Genomic DNA, 25,463 nt, shown 5'->3' on the forward strand with positions numbered 1-25,463 from the left:
TTGAATCTTCTTTGCGACTGTGATAAGTTATCTTATGTACAAAATGACTAAAACGTTCAAACGGTCAATTTAACGAGGTGGGAAACATGTCCGTCGATCGGAAAAAGCTCATTCTGGAAGCGGCAACGAAGTCTTTTACACAATTCGGCTACAAAGCAACGACAATGGATCTGGTGGCGAAGCTTGCAAATGTGGGGAAGGGAACCATCTATACGTTTTTCAAAAACAAAGAAGAACTGTTTGATGACATTTTCACCACTATTTTAAGAGAAATGAAGGAACACGCCGATGAAGCGATGAAACCGGAGCTTTCATTTCACGAAAATGTCCACCGGGCGCTTGTCGCGATTTTGGAATTCAGAAAAACACACCAGCTGACGATTAAAATTTTTCAGGAGAACGCCGAGATTGGTACAATAGCCGTTCAGGATGTCATTGCGAAAATGGAGCGGGCCATTCTGTCATATATTAAAGAAAAGATAGAATATGCCATTGAAAACGGGAGCATTAAACCGTGCGATCCGGAGCTGACCGCTTTTGTCATGCTTAAGCTTTACATCGCGCTGATATTTGACTGGGAAAAAAACCATCCGCCTCTTGAAAAAGAGACGATCGCCGAATTGCTGGAAATGTATGTTGGTCAAGGATTATCTAAATAGATGATCCTTCACTTTTTAGGTGCCGTGACCGTTTTGTCAAATGAGTCAGTTTGCGGAAGGAGGCAACAGGGTTGAATACAATAAAAAGCCAGTGGAAAGACATTGTAACGAGCAAGAAACTGTTAGTCCCCATCATTGCCATATTATTCGTTCCGCTGATTTACAGCGGAGTGTTTTTGAAGGCGTACTGGGACCCGTACGGCACGGTGGATCAGCTGCCGGTAGTCGTTGTCAACCAGGATAAAGGGGCGGACTACGAAGGGAAACATCTTCAGATCGGTGACGATCTTGTGAAAGAATTAAAGAAAAATGATAATTTTGATTGGCATTTTTCAAGCGATCTTGATCAATCGTTAAAGGACTTATTAAATGCTAAATATTATTTAGTGGTCGAGATTCCTGAAGGTTTTTCGAAAAACGCCAGCACGGTAATGGATAAAAATCCGAAAAAGCTGGATCTGAAATATCATACGAACGCCGGATCCAACTATGTCGGGGCGACAATCGGCGAAAAGGCGATCGATAAACTGAAAGCCTCCGTGTCGAAAGAAGTGACAGAGCAATACGCAAAAGTCATTTTCGACAACTTTAAAGATATTGCCAAAGGACTCGGCAAAGCCAGCAGCGGCGCCAAGAAAATAGACGATGGCACGAAAAACGCGAAAGACGGCAGCGCCAAGCTGAAGGAAAATTTAGCGAAGCTTACTGAAAGCACCGCAACCATCAGCGACAAAACACAGCAGCTTACCGACGGAGCGGCGAAAGTGACAAGCGGGATTCAAACGCTTAACAGCTCTATCGCAAAACTGCAGAGCGCAAGCGCCGACATTCAAGACAAATCGGGACAGATTGCTTCAGGAGGAGGCGAGGTGGCCAGCGGGCTTAAAACGAGCCTTGACGGGCATAAGCAGCTCCAGCAAAAGCTTCCGGATTTAACGAATGGATTAAGCGCATTAAACAGCAAGGCGCAGGAAGTATCGCAAAAAGCGGCGGCATTTGAAGATGCGATCAATTCAGTCAACCTCTCAGATATTGAAAAAGCGGTTGGGGAGCTTGAGCAGACTGAAAAGGAATTGCAGCAGTTTAAGAAAAAGCTTTCCGATCTGAAAAACAGCCTGGATGCCCGGGATGATGCGGTCAAAAAGGTGATTCAGGACAGTGATTTCTTAACGGGTGAGCAAAAAACGAAACTGGTTCAGCTTCTGAATGAGAAGCTTCCGAAGGCTGACCTTCCGGATTTAGACAATATCGTCAGCCAGCTTCCGTCCGGCGGAGATGTTCAGCTTCCGGATATGTCAGTTATAAAAAGCGCGCTGGAAGATGTAAAAGCGAAGGCTGATCAGCTGAAAGCACTGCCGCAGTCCACATCGAAACTGTATAACGGCGCGGCGGCGGTACAAGACGCGATTAACCAGCTGACAGCGGGAACTGACAAATTATACAGCGGAGCGCAGACCGTCTTTGAAAGCCAAAACAAACTGACGGCCGGTATCGGCGAATACAACAGCAAGTTCGGACAGCTCAAATCAGGATCAGAAGCGTTAGTGTCAGGGAGCGGCCAAGTGTCTGGCGGCTTAACGAAACTGCTGGACGCGCAAAACAAAATCCATGACGGCTCGTCCAAAATTGAGCAGGGTCAAGCGTCTCTCGGCACCGGTTTAAGCAAGCTTTTAGACGGCACCGGACAACTGTCCAGCCAGCTGAAAGACGCGGCTGATCAAACCGGGGACATTAAGACAGATGACAAAACGTACAGCATGTTTGCCGATCCGGTAAAAACGGACGATAACGCGATTCATTCCGTGCCTAACTACGGTACCGGACTGACGCCTTATATTCTCTCTATGGGCTTATATGTCGGCGGATTGATGCTGACGGTCGTATTCCCTCTGACTGAAGCTTCGGGCCGTCCGAGAAACGGGTTTGAATGGTTCCTCAGTAAATTCAGCGTCATTCTGCTCGTCGGACTGATTCAATCCGTTATTGTCGCAACGGTTCTGTTAAAAGGAATCGGACTTGATGTGGAAAGCACCTGGAGATTCTATCTCTTTACGATGATTACCAGCATCGCGTTCTTGTCCATGATTCAATTATTAGCGACCACGATGGGAAATCCGGGACGCTTTATCGCTGTCATCATTCTGGTGCTCCAGCTCGGGGCAAGCGGAGGAACCTTCCCGCTTGAACTCCTCCCGGGATTCTATCAAGTGATTCACGGGGCATTGCCGATGACGTACAGCATTAACGGATTCCGTGCCGTCATTTCAAATGGCGATTACGCCTACATGTGGCAGCAGGCATCGATTCTATTGGGCATTGCCGTTGTCATGATCGCGCTGACCATCGTGTACTTTACGGTGCAAAGTAAAAAAGAACACAAAGCGGAAGAAGAAATCACAGCATAAGAAAAAGAGGCCCTGGGCAGATGCTCGGGGCCTCTTTTTTCTGCTTTCGATCATCGTTCGATTAAAATCCCCATCTCACCAGCAATCCGGTATACGTCAATCCGCCGCCGAACCCGAATAATACCAGTGTCTGGCCTTCCGACAGTTTTTTCGCTTTCACGGCTTCATCCAAAGCGAGAATAATAGAAACCGATGAAGTGTTTCCGTAATATTCAACGCTTGTCAATGTCCGTTCAAGCGGGAAAGGAAGTTTTTCACAGATGGATTCGATCATCCGCATGTTGGCGCTGTGAGGAACGAACCAATCCAGATCGTCTTTTGAAAAGCCGGCTTTTTCTAAAAGGGCATTGCATTCCTCAGGCACGGTTCTGACCGCCCATTTATATACTTCGCGCCCGTTTTGCACCATGTTTCCTCCGCCCTTAAGGGGCTCGCCGTTTAATTCTGCGCTCAGCCCCGTGCGATACAGCACGTCCGCGCCGCTCCCGGCCGTTCCTTGCACGGCTGCCAAAAAGCCCGGCGCTGATTCGTCGCGTTCCACCAATAAGGCGCCTGCAGCGTCTCCGAAAAGGACGCAGGTCGTCCGGTCAGTATAATCCGTTACTTTTGATAATGTTTCACCGGCAATCACGATCACTTTTTGATGAGAACCGGCGGTGATTAATGCGTCTGCGAGCTGAAGGCCGTATGTGAGTCCGGCGCATGTGGCGTTAATATCAAGGGCGCCGGTGTGAGGCCAGCCGAAATGAGCCTGCACGCGTGCCGCAGTGCTTGGAAACGCATAGTCCGCCGTCGTTGTAGCGACAAGGATCATATCGACATCATCAAGGGTCCCGCTGTATCGTTCTGCAAGGTTTTTCACCGCTTCGATACATAAATCCGATGTGAATTCATGTTCGCCGGCAATACGTCTTTCCTTCATGCCGGTACGCTGGACGATCCATTCATCAGATGTATCGACGATGCGCTCCAAATCCGCATTTGTTAATCGGCGTGCCGGAGCATATGTACCGATTGCTGTAATTTTAGATTTTGACATGATGAATCACTCCTTTATAATCAGATTATAACACCAGATATTAATACTTGGTACTAATTTTAATAAAAAAACCCAAGCAGCATCCGCTGGTTGGGGAGCATGAGACATCTATTTATAAAACGGGCTTGTGTGATATTACCAATGACGGCAGCAGTGGCGGCGGTGATGGCGGCATGAATGATGATGCTTTCTTTCCTTTTTCTTCTTACAAGGTTCTTCTTCTTTTTTCTTCTTGCAGGGATCTTTGTCTTTTTTACAGCACCAGAAGGAGTCTGCATCAAACCAATCATCCTCAAACCAATCCTCAAACCAATCTTTATGAAACCTTTTCCGCTTATGCGATTTACGGCTGATCATACATTTCCCTCCTATCCCCATGCTCCCTTCATCTTATGAAAAAAGAGAAGGAAAAGATTGGACGGGTTGTGGATCAAAAGAGTATATTTTAAGAAGAATCAAATTGATAGGAGGAATGACCTGTGGCAGATATGAAACATACGATGGAACTGATTAAAAAACTGGTGTCGATTCCGAGTCCTACGGGCAATACATACGAGGTTATCGCCTATACAGAAAGTCTTTTAAAAGACTGGGGCGTCTCCTCTTACAGAAACCGCAAAGGCGGTCTTTTTGTCACGATTCCCGGCCGTGATGACAAGAAACACAGATTGCTGACGGCGCATGTCGATACGCTCGGCGCGATGGTAAAGGAAATAAAGGCGGACGGCCGGCTGAAGATTGACTTGATCGGCGGCTTCCGATACAACTCGATTGAAGGGGAATATTGCGAGATCCAAACTGCTTCCGGCAAAACCTATACAGGCACCATTTTAATGCATCAGACTTCAGTGCACGTCTACAAGGACGCCGGCAAGGCAGAGCGGAATCAGGAGAATATGGAAGTCCGCCTTGATGAACCTGTCCGGACGAAGGAAGAGACCTCCAATCTCGGCATCAGGGTCGGCGATTTCATCTCATTTGATCCGCGCGTGCAGATGACGCCGAGCGGTTTTATAAAATCCCGGCATCTTGATGATAAAGCGAGTGTGGCCCTGCTCTTGAACTTAATCCGCCGCATCACAGAAGAGAAAATCGAACTTCCGTATACGACGCACTTTCTGATTTCTAATAATGAAGAAATCGGCTACGGCGGCAATTCCAACATTCCGCCTGAAACCGTCGAATACTTGGCTGTTGATATGGGAGCGATCGGCGACGGCCAGTCTACGGATGAATATACCGTCTCTATTTGCGTGAAGGATGCAAGCGGCCCGTACCATTATCAGCTCAGAAAACATCTGGCCGGGCTTGCGGAGCGCTATGGCATTGATTATCAGCTTGATATCTATCCGTATTACGGTTCTGATGCCTCAGCAGCTATCCGTTCAGGCCATGACATCGTCCACGGGCTGATCGGCCCGGGAATTGACGCATCACACGCCTTTGAACGCACGCACGAATTATCGCTTCTTAATACGGCGAAGCTTTTGTACCGGTACGTTCTATCGCCGATGGCATAAAAAAACCCTGCGCGGAAAAGTTCCGTGCAGGGTTTTCGTTTAACCTGAGATGGTTGTGTTTTGTTCTGTTTTGGCGAGGCTCATGACCTTCGCGCCTTTAGCGGGATCATACTGACCTTCCCATTTTGACATCACAACGGATGCCAGCGCGTTTCCGGTCAGATTGACGACCGTACGGGCCATGTCCATAATCCGGTCAACACCGGCGATGAATGCAAGGCCTTCTGCAGGAATGTTGAATGCGCCTAGTGTCGCAAGCAGGACGACGAAAGAAGTCCCGGGCACGGCAGCCATTCCTTTGGAAGTGACCATCAAGACAAGCACAAGGGTAATCTGCTGCCAAATGGACAAGTCAACGTGGTATACCTGAGCGAGGAATATTGCGGCGATAGATTGGTACAGCACAGATCCGTCTAAGTTAAAGGTATATCCGATCGGCACAACAAATGAAACAATACCTTTCGGACATCCGATTTTCTCCATTTTTTCCATAACACGAGGGAGTACAGTTTCGGAGCTTGACGTACTGAACGCCAATAAAATTTCATCCTTCATATAGGCGAGGAATTTGAAAATGTTAACCCCGGCAAGCTTTCCGACGATTCCGAATACAACAATGAGAAAGAAAGCCAAAGCTACATATACTAAACCGACCAGTTTACCGAGTGAAAGCAGGGAACTGAGCCCAAATTTGGAAACGGTAACACCAATCAATGCAAAAACACCAAACGGAGCAACTTTCATGACCAGGTTCACAACGTGGAACATCGCATGAGAAACACCTTCAAAGAAGGCCAATACGGGCTTTCCTTTTTCACCGATTGCCGAGATGCCGAGTGCAAACAGCACGGTAAAGCAGATGATGGCAAGCAGATCTCCTTCGGCCAATGATTGGAAGAAGTTTGTCGGTACAATATGCAGGAATGTGTCCGCGATGGATTTATTATTTTGTTCTTTTTCTGTTTCAACATATTGACTGATATCTGTTTTTTGAGCCTCATGTATATTAACGCCTGTTCCCGGATGAAAAAGATTTGCCAAAGCCAGTCCGAGAATGATGGCGAAAGTGGTAATGATCTCAAAATACAAAATCGTTTTGAAGCCTAATTTTCCGACCTGTTTTCCGCTTCCCGCGCCGGCAACGCCGATGATTAAGCTGGAGACGACGATTGGAATCACGATCATTTTGATTAAGCGTAAAAACAAATCGCCGATAGGCTGTAAATAAGTTGGAACAGCAGGATTGCCATACCAGATGACACCGACTACAACCCCTAGTATGAGTCCGACGAAAATTTGCGTCGCTAATCCAAAACGTAATTTTTTCATAGATTACCTCCCGAAGAAAAAAGTGCAATAAGTATCTAAAAAGATAGCTATTAGAACAAATTATAATAGAAAAGAAAACAATTCGTCTATAAAAAAATATAGATTGAAAATACTGAATTGTACAAAACATACAGATAATTGCTAATAATGGTGGATAACGCCCTATTCAGAAAGTACGGCGCCAGCCGAAAAATAAAGGTGCCGCACACTATTGACTGTGCGGCACCCTATTGTCACATATCCTTTATTTTCAAGCAATCGTCACAAACATTTCCATAGCATTCATGCTGTTCAGCTATTTCTTTGCCGCATTCCGCACACTTTTTACCGGGCAGATTTCTAAAAAATTCTGTTATTTTATCCAACATACCCATCCCTCTTTCGTTGTGTTGTCTCTACATTGTATTATAACAGTTAACGAAAATCAACGGCTGTTTTGGCACAATGTTTAAAACATGCAATTTATACGAAAAATAGGTATATTGAAGGAAAGGATCTTTTATCTTAAACATTCGGAGGATGCTATGAAAGTTACAGTTATTGGATGCTGCGGCGGGTTTCCGGCCGCAAATGAAGCAACTTCAGGCTATCTGTTTCAGTCCGGCGGTTATTCTTTGCTCGTCGATTGCGGAAGCGCCGTATTATCAAAGCTGTTTGCCTATGTACCGGCAGAAGAGCTTGATGCCGTGATTTTGTCCCATTATCATCATGACCACATCGCTGATATCGGACCGCTTCAATTTGCCAAGCAGGTCGGCTCATTTCTTGGAAAAGGGACGGATGCGCTGCCGATTTACGGGCATGATGCTGATATAGAACAGTTTGAGCGTCTTACATACAAAACGCATACAAAGGGAGTGGCCTATCAGCCGGACCGTCCGCTTTCTGCCGGGCCGTTCACGATTACCTTCCTGAAAACGGTACATCCGGTCACTTGTTATGCGATGCGGATTACTGACGGTTCCGCTTCCGTTGTGTATACGGCTGATTCAAGCTATCAGGACTCGTTTATTCCGTTTGCGGAAAATGCCGATCTGCTGATCTGCGAGTGCAATTTTTACGCAGACCAGGACGGCACGTCAGCCGGCCATATGAACAGCTTGGAAGCCGGACGTATCGCGAAGGAGGCGGGAGCGGGGGAGCTGATTCTCACGCATCTGCCTCACTTTGGCGAGCACCGCAAGCTGAAAGAAGAAGCGGAAACTGTCTTCGGGGGCGAAGTGAAAATCGCGGCCTCCGGATTGAAGTGGGAGAAATAGAGGAGGAGCACCATGTTATTTATTGATAACCAAAACATAACCGATCCGAGGATCAACCTCGCGATCGAAGAATATTGTGTGAAGCATCTCGACCCTGAACAGACATACCTGCTTTTTTATGTCAATCAGCCGTCGATTATTATCGGAAAGAATCAAAATACAATAGAAGAAATCAATACGAAATACGTAGAAGATAACGGAATCATCGTCGTCCGCAGACTGTCAGGAGGCGGCGCGGTTTATCACGATCTCGGAAATTTGAATTTCAGTTTTATCACAAAGGATGACGGAGACAGCTTTCACAATTTTAAAAAATTCACCGAACCCGTTATTCAGGCGCTGCGCCAGCTCGGTGTGGAAGCTGAATTAAGCGGCCGCAACGACATTGTCGCAGATGGCAGAAAAATTTCCGGCAACGCTCAATTCTCGACGAAAGGACGGATTTTCAGCCACGGAACATTAATGCTGGATTCGGCCATTGACCATGTTGTGTCAGCGCTGAAAGTGAAAAAAGACAAAATCGAATCAAAGGGCATTAAATCAATCAGAAGCCGTGTCGCCAACATCAGCGAGTTTCTTGATGACAAAATGACGGCCGATGAATTCAAAAAGCACCTGCTTCACCATATTTTTAATACAAATGATCTTTCCAAAGTGCCGGAATATAAGCTGACGGATGAAGACTGGAAAGCGATCCGGAAGATTTCAGAAGAGCGTTATCAAAACTGGGACTGGAATTTCGGCAGGTCGCCGGCATTCAATCTTCAGCATTCTAAACGTTATCCGGTCGGATCAATTGAACTGCGCCTTGAAGTGAAAAAAGGAATCATTCAAGACTGCAAAATTTTCGGTGATTTTTTCGGTGCGAAAGATGTGAGTGAAGTCGAACAGGCGCTGATCGGAAAACAGTATGACAGAACCGCGATCAGGGAGGCGCTGGCCGGAATTGAGCTGAAACAGTATTTCGGCAACATAGAGCTGGAAGACTTTCTCGAACTGATTTATTAGAACACTTGCCGAACCGCATGATTTGAATCAGCGCCCGTTTTTATGAAATGATAGAACCATAATAGATAGGGAGGGATCATGATGAAAGTATTTCTCATCGGAGCAAACGGACAGATCGGACAGCGGCTGACCGGGCTGTTTCAACAAGACGGCACCCATACGCTTCGGGCGATGGTCCGGAAAGAAGAGCAGAAAGAAGCGCTTCAAGCTGCGGGAACAGAAGCCGTTCTTGCGGATCTCGAAGGAAGTGCGGAAGACATCGCGAAAGCCGCCGAGGGCTGTGATGCGATGGTTTTTACCGCCGGATCAGGCGGAAGCACCGGATATGATAAGACGCTTTTGATTGATCTTGACGGAGCGGCAAAAGCGATAGAAGCGGCAAAAAAAGACGGCATTAAGCGGTTTATTATGGTGAGCGCCCTACAGGCTCATAACCGGGCCAACTGGAATGAATCGCTGAAGCCGTATTATGCCGCTAAACATTATGCGGACAAAATTCTTGAAGCGAGCGGTTTGACGTATACGATTATCCGTCCCGGCGGACTATTAAATGATCCCGGCACGGGCAATATCAATGCCGCCGCCGATTTAGAAAGAGGCTCCATTTCAAGAGACGATGTCGCCAAGACCGTTATCGCATCCCTTAATGAACCGAATACGTTTGAAAAGGCGTTCGATCTGACGGCGGGCAGCACGCCCATCAGAGAAGCGCTGAAACAATTATAGTTTCCGGTTTTATAGCACTCGGGGCTTTTAGCCCTTGAGTGTTTTTCTATATTTTTCTATAATGAAAGTGAACGTTTATTCCGGAGAAATGAATGACTATTCATTCATTACATTTTTAAAGGGGTGGGAAAATGAATCTGGTTTCCAAATTGGAAGAAACGGCATCACAGAAACCGGAAAAACCAGCTTGTCTGTTTCAAGATCAGTACATGACGTATGAGGAGCTGGCAGGTAAAATTGAAGCATTTGCAAACGGATTGGAAGACAGGGGACTGAAAAAAGGGGACCATCTCGCTTTGCTGCTCGGAAATACGCCTGATTTTGTCATTGCGTTTTTCGGCGCGTTAAAAGCGGGAGTTGTCGTCATACCTGTTAATCCGGCATACACACCTTCAGAGATCGCATATATGCTGAAAAACGGCGATGTCAAAGCGATTGCCGGCATCGACCTTTTAATTCCCGTATTTGAAAGCCTGCACGGCTCACTGCCGCTAGTGGAGCATATCATCATCAGTCAGACCGCAGAGAACACTCCAACGACAGAAGACCCTCAATTGCGCTTAAAAATGACAACGTTTACAAAAATGCTCCGTCCGGCGGAGCGCACCAGAACCTATCCGACATTGTCCCAAGATGATACTGCCGTCATTTTATATACCTCAGGGACGACGGGAAAACCGAAAGGCGCCATGCTCACCCATCAGAATCTTTTTTCCAACGCAAATGATGTCGCCGGATACTTAGGAATGAATGAGAAAGATAAAATTGTAGCCGCATTGCCGATGTTTCATGTTTTTTGTTTAACCGTTTGTATGAATGCGCCTCTGATGAGCGGAGCGTGTGTATTAATCGAGCCGCAATTCAGCCCGGCCTCTGTGTTTAAACTGATTAAACGCCGGGAGGCAACTATTTTTGCAGGCGTTCCGACGATGTATAACTACCTGTATCAATATGAGCACGGCAAGGCGGAGGATTTTGCGTCTATCAGGCTCTGCATTTCAGGCGGCGCTTCGATGCCGGTCGCTCTGCTGCAGACGTTTGAACAAACTTTTAATGTCACCATTTTGGAAGGATACGGACTTTCTGAAGCGTCTCCGGTTACTTGTTTCAATCCGTTTGACCGGGGGAGAAAGCCTGGCTCAATCGGGACGAATATTTTGCATGTCGAAAATAAAGTCGTTGATACGCTCGGTCGAGAACTGCCCGCTCATCAAGTGGGAGAATTGATCGTGAAAGGGCCGAATGTGATGAAAGGCTATTACAAGATGCCGGAGGAGACGGAACATGCGCTGAAGGACGGCTGGCTGTACACGGGTGATTTGGCGAAGCGCGATGAAGACGGTTATTTTTATATCGTCGACAGAAAAAAAGATATGATTCTCGTCGGCGGATACAACGTCTATCCGCGCGAAGTAGAAGAAGTGCTCTACAGCCATGAGGGCATTAAAGAAGCCGTGGTTATCGGCGTTCCTGACGCCAAAACGGGGGAAGCGGTGCATGCTTATATAGTGCCTGCGGGTGGTGAGCTGACAGAGCAGGCCGTTGTTGATTACTGTGAACAGCATTTAGCAAAATATAAGCGCCCGGCGGAAGTGGTTTTTCTTGATGAGATTCCGAAGAACGCGACCGGGAAGCTGCTGAGACGGGCGGTCCGGGACATGCTTCCGAAATGACAGACGAAAAGCGAAGCCTGAGGGCTTCGCTTTTACATGAACTGATCCGGTCAGCTCTGCGATTCTTCCTTAATGATGCTTTGCACAAGCAACGTATCATGCCGGGTCAGTTTGTAATACGTGTTTTTATACTTGTACGTCATATAATTGCCGCTTTCGAGCCACATGCTGAATGAATCAATACGGTCTTCATGGTATTTGACCGTTCCGTTGTAATCGGGAGACACGCTTTTGGTCAGTTTGACTTGTTTTCCTTGGTTCAAGATATCGAGCATATCTTTTACATTCTGCCTGTCTTTAATTTTGATTTCTTTTTTTCCGTGCTCAGACAGAATAATCAGATCTGCGTTGCTTGATGGAAACACATCGCCGGTCCGGCTGTATACATAGAAGAAAGCAATAACCAAAAGGGCGATTACTACAATAAATGCGATTATTTTTTTCATATTCATCACTCCGTCTTTTAGTCTTTCCCGCTTCCTGTTGTTCCATTCTTTTCTGTTGTGAAAAGATTAACATCCGTTTCGGAGGCTTGGTTCTATTTATTTGCATTTATGCTTACAATAGGAGTAAGTCATAAGGGTAAGGAGGGTGACTTCCATGCGCAAATGGATTGCGGCAGCGGGACTTGCCTATGTGCTGTACGGCCTTTTTTTCTATTGGTATTTCTTTATGACAGGAGACTCCGCGGTCCCGGAGGCCGTAAAGGGAACAAAAGCCGATCCGGCCTCGTTTATGGACCCGGGCCGCCTGGCAGCCGCTGAAAACTATTCAAATGTAAAGGATTTTCTGTTTTTTATCGGTGCGCCGTTAGATTGGTTTTTATTTTTTCTGCTGCTCATTACTGGGCTTGCCAAAAAAATAAAGCAATGGCTGGAAGCAGCGGTGCGCTTTCGGGTGCTGCAAATCGTAAGCTTCGTATTTGTCATTTCACTCATCGTTATGGCTGCTTCGCTTCCGCTTGAGTGGATCGGATATCGGGTTTCGCTTGCGTATCATATTTCGACCCAGACCGCAACAAGCTGGATCAGAGACCATGTCATTGATTTCTGGATCAGTTTTCCGCTGTTTGCCGCGTGTGTGCTTGTGTTTTACTGGCTGATCACAAAGCATACAAAAAAATGGTGGTTTTACGCTTGGTGTCTGACCGTGCCGTTTACCCTGTTTTTGTTTTTCCTGCAGCCGGTCGTCATTGATCCTTTATACAATGATTTTTATCCGCTGAAAGACAAGGAGCTGGAAAGCAAAATTTTGTCGCTTGCCGATAAGGCCGATATTCCCGCCAGCCATGTTTATGAAGTGAATATGTCGGAGAAAACGAACGCGCTGAATGCGTATGTGACGGGCATCGGTTCGAATAAACGCATCATTTTGTGGGATACGACTCTTAACAAACTGAAGGATCCGGAAATTTTGTTCATAATGGGGCATGAGATGGGGCACTATGTGATGAAGCACGTGTACATCGGACTTGCCGGGTATCTGCTGCTGTCATTGGCCGGGTTTTATATCATTGACAAGCTTTACAGGCGGCTGGCGAAATCCTTCAGCCGGATGCTTCATATAGAGGGGCCTAAAGATCTGGCCGCTCTCCCGCTGTTATTGCTGCTCATCTCCGTGCTCAGTTTTGCTTCTGATCCGATTACGAATGCCGTCTCCCGGTATCAGGAAAACGCCGCCGACCGTTACGGCATCGAGCTGACCGGAAACCGGGAAGCGGCGATTGAGACGTTTCAGGATTTGGCTGTTACGGGACTGAGCCGGGTCAATCCGCCGTTTCTCGTCAAGGTTTTCAAAGGGAGCCATCCGTCGATTATGGAGCGGATTGAACATGCGGAGGAAGAAAAATAATAAAAAACCGGCGGGGCCAAGGCCGACGCCGGTTTTTTATGTTTTACTGAGCTGCCGCCTGTACGTTGATCAGCCCTTTTCCGTAGTAGAAAGCATCACCAAGTTTTGTAGTGGTGTTTTCTAAACTGCTGCGGACTTGAGTGGTTGTCCAGTTCGGGTGCTTAGAAAGAATTAAAGCAGCCGCTCCGGCAACGTGCGGAGATGCCATTGACGTACCGTTGTATGCTCCGTATTTGTTTCCGGGAAGCGTGCTTTGGATCGATACGCCAGGTGCCATGACATCAAGCTCAGGCCCTACGCTTGAGAAAGATGCTCTTTGGTTGCTGCTGTCAACAGCGCCAACTGCAATGACAGAAGGGTATTTACCAGGATAGCCCACTGTGCTTGAGCCGCCGGAAGTGCCTTCGTTACCGGCTGCCGCAACCACTACGACGCCGGAAGCAACAGCTTTGTCAACTGCAGCTTTTAACGCTGAAGAACCAGAAGGTCCGCCGAGGCTCATATTAATAACGTCCATTTTGTTTGCGATCGCCCACTCAATTCCGTTAATGATCCAGCTGTACTGGCCGGAACCGTCAGCGCCGAGAACTTTTACCGCGTAAAGGGATGCGCTTGGCGCAACGCCTAATACACCGATTGAGTTATTAAGAGCCGCAACTGTGCCGGCAACGTGAGTACCGTGAGAGTTTCTGTCTTGGAAAGGATTTGTTTCAGAAGGAACCATGCTGGCTCCGCCTGCCACCTTTAAATCAGGATGAGAAGAATCAATACCGCTGTCGATAACCGCTACTTTAACATTTGATCCAGTGAAGCCTTGAGAGTGCAGAGCAGGGGCTTTGATTTGAGATACGCCGTAAGGCACGGATTGCGCGTACGCTTTTGCAACGTGATCTTCTTCAACGTAAGCGACGCTAGGGTCTTTTTTCAGCTCTTTTACAGCTTTTTCATTTAATGTAGCTGAAGCTGCGTCTACATATTTGAATTGCTTCTGTACTTTTCCGCCTTTTTCAGAAATGACATCTTTCTTCTTAGCGGCGCTCATCGTGCTCATTGTCTGTTTGAACCCGACAATATATTTCTTTTCCCCGTTTGATTTTCCTGCCGCCTGGGCAGAAGACGTGCTGCCGAACGCCATCGTAAAGATTAACGCTAAAGCAAACAGCAAACTGATCCATACCTTTTTGCCTCTCACTCTTTATCCTCTCCTTTTTTTCATTTACAGAATAACCAATAGACAGACTATTCTGTGGATTAATTGTATAGTATGGAATAATATTTTAGTAGACCCAATTTTTTTCATCCCGTTTTATTTCTATTTAGGTATATCAACTCTCTTTCATTTAGTAGGAACCCGAAATATTTAAATTTTAATGGAAAAAACCGATGGAAGGACATGAGTAAATGTACACAAGCGCAATGACTCGCTTGTTTACTGGGTCGATTGTTTTGCTCCCATTTTTGGATGCTGTACCAAAAACAGGATAAATGTCACTTTTTGTTGAATGCAGAAGACTGAAGGAGGTGAAAGCGGAATGAGAAAAAGCCCCGGCATGAATCAGTCTTTGACTTCCTTGGTGGAGAATAGCCATGAAACCATTTTATAAAAATAATGATTATGAATATCATTAATGCTTATTTTGTTCATGATATAATTGCGGAAAAACGAAAGAGGGGAGCAGATGAAACGATTCAGTATGCTGATGCCGATCTTGGCCGTCCTCGTCATATCGGCATGTTCAGGACCGGAACATGAGACTGCCATCAGACATGATCTGGGGACCTCACATGTGCCAGCGCATCCGCAGCGCGTCGCCGTGTTGAATCCGGGCTTTAATGATACCCTCCATGATCTCGGCATAAAGCCTGTGGCTGCGGCCGATAACCCGTCAGCGCGAAACGCCGGCACCCGGTCACATCCCGACCTGAAAAAGATCGCTTCGCTGAAACCCGATCTCATCATTGCAGACTCAAGCCTGCACAGAGGGATATACCATAAGCTGACGGAGATCGCTCCGACAATCGCTTTAAAAAATGAAGATGCGGATTATCAGGATGCGGTTGACGCCGCCCTTACCATTGAAAAGGCGGCCGGTAAAGAGGGCATCATAGAGAAACAGTTGTCAGCTCAGGAAGAAAAGCTGAATGACATCAAAAGAAAACTGGATGCAGAAGGCGCCTCGATTTTAATAATGAACGCTGTAAACGGCAGCTTTTCTGTTAAGGACGATCAGTTTTTTACGTCCCGGCTTTTAACGCTCGCAGGGTTTACCTATGCGGTCCAGACAGCTTCCGGCGGAAAATCTGAGCCTATCAAAATGACGCCCGGGAGGCTTTTGCATATCGATCCTGATTACATCGTGCTGTTGGGCGGAGAGAAAGAGTTCGAAAAGAATCCGATCTTGAAACAGCTTAAAGCCGTGAAAAACGGACATGTTTACCGCGCGGACAGGGCGGTTTGGACGGAACGCCGGAGTATTGACGGTGCGGACGCCATATTACATGATCTGCAGGAAAAAATGCCCGCTAAAAAGGCCCGGCACTGAATGCGGGCCTTTTTGCTATGATTCTGAAAGGTGGCTGCTTACATTGTAATCCTTGACGCGCCACTTATTTTCAATTCGTTCGATATTGCTCAGACAAGCATTGACAAGCTTTGCGTTTTGTATGTCGGTGTCACCGTCAGAAATGGCGGACAAGAGGGCGTGAATGGCTGCGCCGTGAGCGACGATCAGTACTTTTTGATCAGGGAAGCGCTCCTGAACTTTCACTAAACCGGCCAGCATTCTGTCTGTCAGCTCCTCTGCGGTCTCCATGTTCGGATAGTTTTTATCCGGGTAGCGCTTCGACCGTTCCGGTAAAGACATTCCTTCCGCATCCCCATAGCTCCGTTCTCTGAAATCTTCCATGACGACGATAGGAAGATTCAGAAATCCATTAATGATGTCGGCTGTTTTTCTGGCCCGTTTCATCGGGCTTGAGACGATGACATCCCATTTGAAACCTTTTAAGTATTCTCCTGTTTCTTTCGCCTGACGCTCTCCCGTCGCATTTAACGGAATATCCGATTTGCCTTGAAGCTTCTTTTGGGCGTTCCAATCAGTCTCTCCATGTCTTACTAAACAAACGGCAGTCATAAAGTCTCCACTCCGATCATTTTTTATCGATACCATCTATTATACTGCCGTTACGTTAACACTTCAAAGAGAAGCGCCAGTCCGACTCCGCCTCCGCTGCCGATCGCTGCTGCTGCAAAGCGGGCATCCGGCCGCCTTTTTGCTTCATAAAAAAGCCGGGTGACAAGCGCCGCTCCGGAAGCCCCGTACGGATGTCCGACGGCCAGAGCGCCGCCCCGGACATTTATTTTAGAATACGGCACTTGAAGCTGCTGTGAAAAGACGCATATTTTGACGGCAAACGCCTCGTTTATTTCGTATATATCAATGTCATCAGGTGACAGGTCCCGCTCCTTCAGCAGTTTTTTGACGGCATACACCGGAGCAGCTGACGGATAATGCGGATGGACGCCGCTTACCGCGCTTCCGATAAAACGCAATCTCGGCTTTAAACCGAGAGACCGCGCTTTTTGTTCTTCCATCACACAGACTGCCGCCGCTCCGTCAGAAATTCCGCAGCTGTTGGCGGCGGTGACAGAGCCTCCGGGCTGAAAGACGGGTTTGGCGCGGGCGATGAGAGGCTCCATGTTCCGCTTTTTTTGCATGTTTTCGTCAGCGGCGAATCCGCGAAAGGGGAGGATCTCCCGGCGGTACAGGCCGTCTTCGTGCGCTTTGACGCTCCGTCCATAGCTGAGAAGGGTATATTCGTCCTGCATCTTTCTCGTTACCCCGTAAGCCTGTGCCGTATACTCGGCTGCTATGCCCATATCAGGATCGCCGATATGTTCAGGAGAAAAACGCGCGCGCGATGAGAAAGGGGAGCGGCTGCTGCTCTCCGCTCCTCCCGCGATATACGTACTCCCTGCGCCGGCTTTTACAAAATGACACGCGATTCTCACGGCATCAAGCCCGGAGCCGCACTGTCTGTCGATGGTCGTCCCGGACACGCTCAAAGGAAGTCCGGCCGCCAAGGCTGACAGCCGGGCGAGGTTTCCGCCGCGGCCCGTCGCATTTCCGATCAGGACTTCATCAATGTCTTCGGGTGTGTTCCGGCTCAAATGGCGGATCAGCGGAGCGGCTAAGTCCTCAGGAAGACAGTCCTTTAACAGGCCGTTTTCCCGGGCGAAAATCGTCCGTTTCGCATCCGTAATTACCGCTTCCATTCCATCATGTCCTTTGCCTGTTTTCGTATGGCGGCACGGGCGATCTTTCCGCCGGCTGTTTCCGGTATTTCTGAAAACAGCCATTTTTTCGGGATTTTATATGCTGCCAGCTGTTCGCGGCACCGTTTCTTCAGTTCCTTTACATCCGCATGTCCGTCGATTACCGCAACGGCGATGCTGCCCCAATAGGCATCAGGCACACCGGTTACGGCCGCTTTTCTGACGCCCGGACAGCCGTTGAGCACACGTTCAATCTCTTCAGGAAACACGTTCAGGCCGCCGGATACGATCATCCCGTTTTCACGTCCTTCGATATATAGATAGCCGTCACTGTCGACATACCCCATGTCATCAACCGTCATCCATCCGGAATCATCAGGCTTTGCGCCGCCGATGTATCCCGAAAATTTCATCGGGCTGTTCACAAAAATCTTCCCCGTTTCGCCCGGCATGCAGCGTTCTCCTCCGGGACGGCGGATTTCGATTTTAACATGATCAAACGGCCGGCCCGCCGCATTTGCCTTTTTTGCGCCGTCTTCAGGCGATAAGAAAGCCACGAAACTCAGCTCGGACGTACCGTAAAAATCATATAACCGCAGATTAGGATAGCGGTCTGACAGCGCTTGTTTAGACGAAGCCGGCCAGTCTGCGCCGGAAGAAATCACCTTGAGCGGTTTATCCGGAAACGCTTCTGCCGAGAGCAGGGCGTCGGTCATTGTCGGTACGGTATACAGAACATCAGCTTGTCTCAGCCAGTCTTTCATTCCGGCCGGATTGAATTTTCTTTGAAGGATGACGGTTCCGCCGATAAACAAAGTGCTGACGGCGCCGTACAAAAAGTGTGATGAGCGCAGCGTGCCCGGTACCAGCACTTTGTCATCAGGGGAAATGCCGAATTCACGTTTCGTACAAGAAAAGCTCTCCAGCCACGAACGGTGGGAGCGGGTGAAGGCTTTCGGCTTTCCGGTCGAACCCGAGGTGAACCCGGTATAAAAGGGCAGGCCGGCGTTTTTGATAAAGGCGCCTTCTGTTTTCTCCGCCTCGATACAAGATCTGCATTCATCCCACAGAATGACGGGTGTTTTGACGCCGTTCAATCTGACGCTCAGCCGGCGGTCACAGATAACGAGATCGGTTTTGCTGATGTGCAGCTGATCCGCGAATTCCGCTGCTGTCGAGCGGGGATCTAACGGAACCGCCGTGCAGCCGGCATGCGCCGCGCCTGCGAATAGTTGTAAAAAAGGGATTTCATTCGGCAGTAATATTGCAATGTTTTTCGGCTTACCTGAAAGGCTGTCAAGCCAGTTTGCGGTCTGGTTTACAAGTTTATTCCAAGTTTGATAGGTGATTTGATCTATTTCTGTCTGAATGGCGATTTGTTCCGGCGCTTGTCCGGCTGTATCTGAATATGATGATGTAATCATGGTGAGTAAAATCAGCTTCCTTTCGTCGGCAAAAGCCGGCTTGCTTGAAGAGTTTTTCTGATTCTTACGGCTGCGAATGAGGCTGCGGCCGCTTTAAGCAGATCTCCCGGCACATAGATGAGGCTGAGCTTTACGGCAGTCATGATATCAATGTGCATCATAAAAGCCTGAACGGGAATGCCGATGACATACAAAAACAGCACGCCGAACAAAAACTGTCTGATAAACAAATGGGGTGCGCTGGCTGAGCGAAGGTTTCGGATGCTGAGGCTAAGCAGGAATGCCGCAAGCGGATATGCGATGAGATACCCGGCGCTCGGCCCGAAAAAAACCCCGAACCCGCCTCTTCCGCCCGAAAGGAGAGGCGCTCCGCATGCCACAATCAGCAAAAACAGCAATTGGCTTAAAAACGCGGCTTTCGGTTTTAAGATGCTTCCTGATAAAAGCACACCGATCGTCTGGAGTGTAATCGGAACCGGCGTAAAGGATAAGAAAAGCGGGGGGAGCAGCCCTAAAAGTCCCATAATGGCGGTAAACACGGCAATATGCATCATTTCTGTCAATTTCATTATGTATTCCTCCAGCTTATCAAAATATGTTTATACAATAAATCGAGTCTTTATATATGTCAACATCATTATATTTTTAGTTTACATTAAAAAGACCGGCCCTTTATAAAAAAGGCCGGCCGGTTTGTCTTTATTCTTCTGTGAGGATAACAAGTGAATCAACGGATGATGCAACGTGGGAAACGGCGCGGCTGACTTCTTGAAGGCCGCCGAGAAAAGCCTGTAAATCAACGTCGATTTTGCCTGTCTGATCTTTGCTCGTTTTCATGCTTTGGACGATGTCATCAAACAGACGGTTGATCTGCGTCATTTTTTCTTTCGTTTCACCCACAAGTCCGTTTACATCTTTAATATGTTTGGACACGATGTTGATTTGTGTATTGGTATTGTTCACAAGCTCTGATACGGTGGAAACGGTTTTTTTCGTATCCTCTGAAAGCTTTCTTACTTCCGTTGCGACAACGGCGAAGCCTTTGCCGTGCTCCCCGGCTCTCGCAGATTCTATTGAAGCGTTTAATGACAGGAGATTCGTTTGCTCGGCGATCCCCGTCACGATGCCGAAGATTTTTTCGATTTGCTGGGCAATGTCATTCAGCTTATCCATTTCTTCTTCAATATGCAGAAGGCTGGCGTCGATTTTATTCAATTGCTTCTGCTGGCTTTCAAGTTCTTTTTTTCCGCCGATTGACTTTTCTTCTACATGTACGGAAGTGACGGTGCCGGCTTTTGATGCCTCGGAAATGTCCTCTGATTTATCGACCAGCTCCTGCACGGCTCTGCTCGTTTCTGAAAACAGATCAGCGAGTGATCCGGATGTTTCCTGAATTTTTTGATGAAGACGGGCTTTCTTTTCCTCTTGCTCGTCCCGCTGGCAGTTATATTCGGTCTGGAACGCTTCAAGGACGAGCTGCTGTTCGAGATTCAGTATTTTCGTCGTCGCTTTGATCGCTTTTAAAAGCTCATGCAAATCCGGGATGGAAGCTTCATATATGTTCATCATCGACAGAAGCAGATCCTGAAACGCCCCCATATACCATTTCGGTTCAAGGCCGATCCGCAAATGAATGGAAGCGATGCGCTGTCTTTTCTCAATGAACTCATCATCTATCGTGCCGGCGAACATTTCGTGGATATGACGGCGTAATGTTTTTTTCAGGCGCTCGACCGTACTGTGGTCGTTAATGATCGTCATTAATGATTTTTCGTGATCCAGGTTTCGGTAAAAGGAATCGACGATGGTGGAAATATGTTCTTTGATTAACGGCTGCAGCTCTTCAAGCACATGAAGCTCTTCGTTTCCAAGCCTGACCATTTTCAGCTGCTTTTTGACATCTGCATATTGATTTGAAAGCTCGATGCGTTTTTTGCCGTCGGCTTCTGAAAAATAAGCTGTTTCTTTTTTGCGGTCTTTTTTAAATAACAATATTAGTTCCCCCAGATATTCTCTTTTTCTTTTTATCGGTTTGGAAGGAACTTGAATGAAGGAATCTGGTAAAAATATTTTAATGCAAAAAAATAAAACCATTCATACAGAATGGTTCAGTTAATCTTGCGTGATGCGCTTCAGCGGCTTGATGGCGGGACCTTCGGCAACCCCGCCGTCAGGTGTGAACCGGGAGCCGTGACAAGGGCAGTCCCACGTCCGTTCGCCGTCATTCCATTCAACCTCACAGCCTAAATGGGTGCATGTCGTGTCGACAAGATGCAGGCAGCCTTTTTCATCTTTATAGGCGCCGGCCCGTTTGCCGTTTACCGTTACGATTTTTCCCTCTCCGGGCTGAAGGGACTCAGGTGAAGCGTCCGGCCTCTCAAGTTTGCCCGAGATAAGGTGTTTGGCTACGTCGGCATTATAGGAAATCAATTTTTTCAGCCCCGGATCTGCGTGGAAACGTGACGGGATAAACAGGCCGGAAAACGGGTTCTTTTTGTTTTGGATATGATCAGCCAAAAGCTTTGCCGCAAGGGCTGAGCTTGTCATGCCCCATTTTTTAAAACCGGTCGCCGCCAAAATATATTCTTCATCGCCTGAGATCGGACCGATGAACGGGATTTTGTCAATGGTGACAAGGTCTTGTGCAGACCAATGATATGGGATGCTTTCGACTCCGATTGTGTCTTCTGCAAATTGTTTCAGCGCTTCGTAATGCTCGGACATTTCTTTTCCTTGGCCTGTTTTGTGGCTTTCGCCGCCGACGAGCACCAGTTTTTCACCGTTCAGCTCTGTATAGCGCAGTGATCTGGACGGCTTGTCTATGCTGAGAAACATACCGTCAGGATACGCTTGCTTCGGTTTTACCGCGAGTACGTAGGATCTGCTGGCATACATTCTGGCGGCATAAAGCCCTCCGCCGTCATAAAAAGGAAAGTGGGAGGAGCAGACAATGTAGCGGCACTTGATGCCGTGTCTGTTTTTCGTGACCACCTCAGGCTGCGGTTCTTTTTTAATGTCAATTGCCGCCGTCTGTTCAAAAATCCGCGCCCCATTTTTGACCATCTCTTTCACAAGCGCCGCGCCATATAAAAGCGGATGAAATTGCGCCTGATTCTTCATGGCAAGGCCGAGCCTGCAATTAACGGGGACGGGAAGTTCTTTCACAAGCTCATGTTCAATGCCGAGCTTGGTGTAGGCTTCCTGCTCGCTGCGGATTTTTTTGACGCCGGCTTCCGTATTCGTGTAAATATACGCGTCTTGTTCAATCAGTCTGCAGTCAATCGAAAGGTCCTTGATGATCTGCTTCATGTCTTCCATAGCGTGAAGATGGGCTTCGAAATACAGCCTTGCGCTGGTCAGTCCGATCTGCTGAATTAGATCGGCATAGATGAAATCATGCTGGGCGGTGATTTTTGCGGTTGTGCCCGCGGTCGTCCCGTTTAAAATCCGGTCTGCTTCAATGACAGCGACACGGAAGCCTCTTTTCGTCAGTTCGTATGCCGTTGTCAGGCCCGTAATTCCTCCGCCGATAACCGCAACGTCGCATTCCGTATCTTCAGTCAGGGCGGGAAAGGAAGGAATGTCAGCTGTTGCTTTCCAATAGGAAGCAGATTCCTCGTTTGAAAAAGCAGTCATTTCAAATTACCTCCTCTATTGTATATTCTTAATTTTTCCAATAAGTCTATATTCATACATGAAAGTCGTATAAGATGCTTAAATTACTCATAATATAGTAATTAATGTAAAGGAGTGATCAAAATGGCGAATCAGAAGAAGAAAACCTTGCCGCCGCAGCATCAAAACCGGCAGCCGGGCTTTGAATATGTAATGGACCCTCGCCCTGTGTTTGACAAACCGAAAGCGGCGAAAAAACTTGAAGGAAAAACTGCGATTATCACGGGCGGAGACAGCGGAATCGGACGCGCCGTATCCGTTTTGTTCGCGAAGGAAGGCGCAAATGTGGTCATCGTTTACTTTGATGAGCATCAGGATGCCGAAGAGACGAAGCAATATGTAGAAAAAGAGGGGGCAAAGTGTCTGCTGATCGCAGGTGATGTCGGCGACGAAGCCTTTTGCAACGATGTCATCCGTCAGGCGGGCCAAGCCTTTCCTTCCATTGACATCTTAGTCAACAATGCGGGTGAGCAGCACGTGCAGCCGGGGATTGAGAAAATCACGAGCCACCAGCTCATCAGAACGTTTCAGACGAATATTTTTTCAATGTTTTACTTAACGAAAGCCGCGCTCCCTCATTTGAAAAAAGGAAGTTCAATCATTAATACGGCCTCCATTACCGCCTACAAAGGCCACAAAACATTGATTGACTATTCAGCGACAAAAGGGGCGATCGTCACGTTTACAAGATCTCTGTCTCAGTCTCTTGTCACTCAGGGCATCAGGGTGAACGCAGTGGCGCCGGGGCCGATCTGGACGCCGCTCATTCCGGCTAGCTTCTCGGCGAAGGAAGTGGAAGTCTTCGGCTCAGACGTGCCGATGCAGCGCCCGGGAGAGCCTGTTGAAGTGGCACCGAGCTATTTGTACTTAGCAAGCGATGATTCTTCCTATGTCACGGGACAGACAATTCATGTGAACGGCGGCACCATCGTAAACGGATAATATAAAAAAGCCAATCCATTTGGATTGGCTTATTCACTCAGTTTGAGTGCAGCATATTCTTTAGAAAGCGTAAGGAACGCTTCTTTATTTTTATCATCAAGCGCTTTATCAATCTGTTTTGTCAGCGTGTGGAGCCGGCGTTTATACAAGGATTCGTCGAGCACCATTTGAATGTAAATATCGGCCATTGTCACATCGAATTCATTTGCTTTTTGCGTGTTGCGGGACTTCATGAGCTCAGTGTACGATTTTTTCTCTTTCATAAAGAATCCCCCCAATGCCTTTTTTATAGTATATGGATAACAGCCGGAAAAATCAATTAATTTTTATAATCTTTAGACAACTAATACTTGGAAATATATCGACATATCCTGCAAACTGACGAAAAATTGAAAAATAACATTGTATAAATGTTGTGAAAAGGAAATTGAAAAATAATATTTAAGTAGTAAATTAAGACTAAATTATATCTTTAAAAGGTGATTTTTAGCTATATTCAAAAAAAACCTGTCGTTTTCCAATGACAGATGATAGATTATTAGTATAAATTTTCAAGAAAAGGATTGGAGGCTGCACATTATGTGCCAGAAAACACACGCACCCTTAGAAAGCTACGAAGTAAATCGTTCAACCATCGCTGTTTTGCCTGAGGAAATAGACGGTAAAATGGGGTCGAAGATCATTGAAAAAGATTGCATTCTATATGTCAGCATGAAGCCGATTCACATCATTGACAGAAGCTGCCGCTACTTTGGCTCCAGCTATGCCGGGAGAAAAGCGGGAACATATGAAGCGATTAAAATTTCTCACAAGCCGCCGATTATGGTGGACCCTTCAAATCGCATCTTTTTATTCCCTACACTTTCTTCTTCAAGGCCTCAATGCGGCTGGATATCTCATGTGCATGTTAAAGATTTTCAACCGACCGCATTTGATGATACAGCGGTCACATTCTCAAACGGCAAAACGATGGAGCTGGAAGTATCTTATCATTCTTTTGAGAATCAAGTTTACAGAACCGCCTATCTCAGAACCACTTTTCAGGACAGGATGGGCAGCCATATCCCGAAGCGGCAGGAATTCATGCTGTACCCGAAAGAAGAGCGGACTAAAATGATTTACGACTTTATTTTGCGGGAGCTGGGGGAGAGATATTAGAGAAAGCTGTGATGTGAAGGGACGGGCCCTTTCCTTTTTGGAGAGGGTTTTTTTGATTTACCTGCCCGGGCAGAGTTGTATCGTCTCCGTCTGTTGGCTATGATGGTGGAAAGAGTCATGACATTATATTTTAGGAGAGATGGGCATGGATGTATTTGCAAAATATATATCAGGAATCGACAATCCGGATCACCGGCTCAAACTAGAGGAAATCCTGTCTTGGACGGCTGACCGATTCCCGAATTTACAATCGCAGATCAAGTGGAATACGCCGATGTTTACTGATCACGGCACCTTTATTATCGGCTTTGCAGCAGCGAAGCATCATCTAAGTGTTTCTCCCGAAGAAGCGGGGATTGCGCATTTTGCCGATGACATCGCCCGCGCCGGCTACAGCGCCACTTCCCGTTTGTTCAGAATTCAATGGACTGAACCGGTGCATTATGATCTGCTTGAAAGCATGATTCAATTTAATATTCAGGAGAAGGCAGACTGTTCAGCGTTTTGGCGGAAATGAAC

At 47.3% G+C, this 25,463-nt stretch carries 25 protein-coding genes; 12 read left to right on the forward strand and 13 right to left on the reverse strand.

The window, feature by feature from the left end; genetic code table 11:
• The first annotated feature begins 86 nt into the window (after positions 1-86).
• Both AADZ70_RS00820 and AADZ70_RS00825 read left to right on the forward strand, forming a co-directional pair.
• Positions 87-659, forward strand: a complete 573-nt coding sequence (locus AADZ70_RS00820) for a TetR family transcriptional regulator (protein ID WP_016938331.1) — start codon at positions 87-89, stop codon at positions 657-659.
• Positions 660-730: 71 nt separating this feature from the next.
• Entirely contained in the window at positions 731-3,064 is a 2,334-nt protein-coding gene (locus AADZ70_RS00825; RefSeq protein WP_342007546.1) for a YhgE/Pip domain-containing protein, read from the forward strand.
• A gap of 61 nt (positions 3,065-3,125) precedes the next feature.
• Here AADZ70_RS00825 and fabHB read toward each other — a convergent pair whose 3' ends face one another.
• Together fabHB and AADZ70_RS00835 are read right to left on the reverse strand one after the other, a co-directional pair.
• The gene (gene fabHB / locus AADZ70_RS00830) at positions 3,126-4,103 is read right to left on the reverse strand and encodes a beta-ketoacyl-ACP synthase III FabHB (protein ID WP_045925275.1); all 978 of its coding nucleotides are present in this window, start codon (positions 4,101-4,103) and stop codon (positions 3,126-3,128) included.
• A 135-nt stretch (positions 4,104-4,238) separates the two neighbouring features.
• A complete protein-coding gene (locus AADZ70_RS00835) occupies positions 4,239-4,460 on the reverse strand; it encodes a hypothetical protein (RefSeq protein WP_016938328.1) in 222 nt (73 codons plus the stop codon).
• A gap of 122 nt (positions 4,461-4,582) precedes the next feature.
• On the opposite strand from AADZ70_RS00835, the gene AADZ70_RS00840 reads away from it, so the two are divergent.
• Complete coding sequence (locus AADZ70_RS00840) at positions 4,583-5,623, forward strand: M42 family metallopeptidase (protein ID WP_016938327.1); 1,041 nt, start codon at positions 4,583-4,585, stop codon at positions 5,621-5,623.
• Between the two features lie 39 nt (positions 5,624-5,662).
• On the opposite strand, the gene AADZ70_RS00845 is transcribed toward AADZ70_RS00840, so the two are convergent.
• Complete coding sequence (locus AADZ70_RS00845; protein ID WP_016938326.1) at positions 5,663-6,952, reverse strand: cation:dicarboxylase symporter family transporter; 1,290 nt, start codon at positions 6,950-6,952, stop codon at positions 5,663-5,665.
• Between the two features lie 233 nt (positions 6,953-7,185).
• Complete coding sequence (yhfH, locus tag AADZ70_RS00850; protein WP_016938325.1) at positions 7,186-7,320, reverse strand: protein YhfH; 135 nt, start codon at positions 7,318-7,320, stop codon at positions 7,186-7,188.
• 156 nt (positions 7,321-7,476) lie between these two features.
• On the opposite strand from yhfH, the gene AADZ70_RS00855 reads away from it, so the two are divergent.
• From AADZ70_RS00855 to AADZ70_RS00870, 4 genes are all read left to right on the forward strand, one after another.
• Complete coding sequence (locus AADZ70_RS00855) at positions 7,477-8,211, forward strand: MBL fold metallo-hydrolase (protein ID WP_047476707.1); 735 nt, start codon at positions 7,477-7,479, stop codon at positions 8,209-8,211.
• 12 nt (positions 8,212-8,223) lie between these two features.
• Complete coding sequence (gene lplJ / locus AADZ70_RS00860) at positions 8,224-9,219, forward strand: lipoate--protein ligase LplJ (RefSeq protein WP_342007547.1); 996 nt, start codon at positions 8,224-8,226, stop codon at positions 9,217-9,219.
• An 81-nt stretch (positions 9,220-9,300) separates the two neighbouring features.
• Entirely contained in the window at positions 9,301-9,945 is a 645-nt protein-coding gene (locus AADZ70_RS00865; RefSeq protein WP_342007548.1) for an SDR family oxidoreductase, read from the forward strand.
• Between the two features lie 131 nt (positions 9,946-10,076).
• Positions 10,077-11,618: a fatty acid--CoA ligase family protein gene (locus tag AADZ70_RS00870; RefSeq protein ID WP_342007549.1), complete on the forward strand. Its 1,542-nt coding sequence runs from the start codon at positions 10,077-10,079 to the stop codon at positions 11,616-11,618.
• Positions 11,619-11,668: 50 nt separating this feature from the next.
• On the opposite strand, the gene AADZ70_RS00875 is transcribed toward AADZ70_RS00870, so the two are convergent.
• A complete protein-coding gene (locus AADZ70_RS00875; protein WP_047476712.1) occupies positions 11,669-12,064 on the reverse strand; it encodes a hypothetical protein in 396 nt (131 codons plus the stop codon).
• 154 nt (positions 12,065-12,218) lie between these two features.
• Here AADZ70_RS00875 and AADZ70_RS00880 point away from each other — a divergent pair, with 154 nt between their 5' ends.
• Positions 12,219-13,469, forward strand: coding sequence for a M48 family metallopeptidase (locus tag AADZ70_RS00880; protein ID WP_342007550.1), 1,251 nt, complete (start codon positions 12,219-12,221; stop codon positions 13,467-13,469).
• 43 nt (positions 13,470-13,512) lie between these two features.
• Here AADZ70_RS00880 and AADZ70_RS00885 read toward each other — a convergent pair whose 3' ends face one another.
• Positions 13,513-14,661, reverse strand: coding sequence for a S8 family peptidase (locus AADZ70_RS00885; protein ID WP_016938318.1), 1,149 nt, complete (start codon positions 14,659-14,661; stop codon positions 13,513-13,515).
• A 487-nt stretch (positions 14,662-15,148) separates the two neighbouring features.
• Here AADZ70_RS00885 and AADZ70_RS00890 point away from each other — a divergent pair, with 487 nt between their 5' ends.
• The gene (locus AADZ70_RS00890) at positions 15,149-16,012 is read left to right on the forward strand and encodes an ABC transporter substrate-binding protein (RefSeq protein WP_342007551.1); all 864 of its coding nucleotides are present in this window, start codon (positions 15,149-15,151) and stop codon (positions 16,010-16,012) included.
• A 15-nt stretch (positions 16,013-16,027) separates the two neighbouring features.
• On the opposite strand, the gene AADZ70_RS00895 is transcribed toward AADZ70_RS00890, so the two are convergent.
• The 6 genes from AADZ70_RS00895 to AADZ70_RS00920 form a co-directional block, all read right to left on the reverse strand.
• A complete protein-coding gene (locus AADZ70_RS00895) occupies positions 16,028-16,603 on the reverse strand; it encodes a histidine phosphatase family protein (protein ID WP_198698643.1) in 576 nt (191 codons plus the stop codon).
• Positions 16,604-16,653: 50 nt separating this feature from the next.
• Positions 16,654-17,745, reverse strand: coding sequence for an acetyl-CoA C-acyltransferase (locus tag AADZ70_RS00900; protein WP_327813847.1), 1,092 nt, complete (start codon positions 17,743-17,745; stop codon positions 16,654-16,656).
• Entirely contained in the window at positions 17,733-19,169 is a 1,437-nt protein-coding gene (locus AADZ70_RS00905) for an acyl-CoA synthetase (protein ID WP_342007552.1), read from the reverse strand. Before AADZ70_RS00905 ends, AADZ70_RS00900 begins: the two co-directional genes overlap by 13 nt.
• 11 nt (positions 19,170-19,180) lie before the next feature.
• Positions 19,181-19,738 carry a biotin transporter BioY gene (locus tag AADZ70_RS00910; RefSeq protein WP_016938313.1) on the reverse strand — a complete coding sequence of 186 codons (558 nt, stop codon included), beginning with the start codon at positions 19,736-19,738 and terminating at the stop codon, positions 19,181-19,183.
• A gap of 130 nt (positions 19,739-19,868) precedes the next feature.
• On the reverse strand, positions 19,869-21,161 hold the full coding sequence (locus AADZ70_RS00915; protein WP_264819945.1) for a globin-coupled sensor protein: 1,293 nt from the start codon (positions 21,159-21,161) through the stop codon (positions 19,869-19,871).
• A gap of 120 nt (positions 21,162-21,281) precedes the next feature.
• A complete protein-coding gene (locus AADZ70_RS00920; RefSeq protein WP_342007553.1) occupies positions 21,282-22,805 on the reverse strand; it encodes an FAD-dependent oxidoreductase in 1,524 nt (507 codons plus the stop codon).
• Between the two features lie 123 nt (positions 22,806-22,928).
• Here AADZ70_RS00920 and AADZ70_RS00925 point away from each other — a divergent pair, with 123 nt between their 5' ends.
• On the forward strand, positions 22,929-23,786 hold the full coding sequence (locus AADZ70_RS00925) for an SDR family oxidoreductase (RefSeq protein WP_007610477.1): 858 nt from the start codon (positions 22,929-22,931) through the stop codon (positions 23,784-23,786).
• Positions 23,787-23,815: 29 nt separating this feature from the next.
• Here AADZ70_RS00925 and AADZ70_RS00930 read toward each other — a convergent pair whose 3' ends face one another.
• Positions 23,816-24,049 carry an IDEAL domain-containing protein gene (locus AADZ70_RS00930; protein ID WP_016938310.1) on the reverse strand — a complete coding sequence of 78 codons (234 nt, stop codon included), beginning with the start codon at positions 24,047-24,049 and terminating at the stop codon, positions 23,816-23,818.
• Positions 24,050-24,365: 316 nt separating this feature from the next.
• Here AADZ70_RS00930 and AADZ70_RS00935 point away from each other — a divergent pair, with 316 nt between their 5' ends.
• Together AADZ70_RS00935 and AADZ70_RS00940 are read left to right on the forward strand one after the other, a co-directional pair.
• Positions 24,366-24,944: a competence protein ComK gene (locus AADZ70_RS00935; RefSeq protein WP_342007554.1), complete on the forward strand. Its 579-nt coding sequence runs from the start codon at positions 24,366-24,368 to the stop codon at positions 24,942-24,944.
• Positions 24,945-25,089: 145 nt separating this feature from the next.
• A complete protein-coding gene (locus AADZ70_RS00940; protein ID WP_342007555.1) occupies positions 25,090-25,461 on the forward strand; it encodes an iron chaperone in 372 nt (123 codons plus the stop codon).
• Positions 25,462-25,463: the final 2 nt, after the last annotated feature.

Source organism: Bacillus sp. YBsi01 (assembly GCF_038406745.1).
GTDB lineage: Bacteria > Bacillota > Bacilli > Bacillales > Bacillaceae > Bacillus > Bacillus siamensis.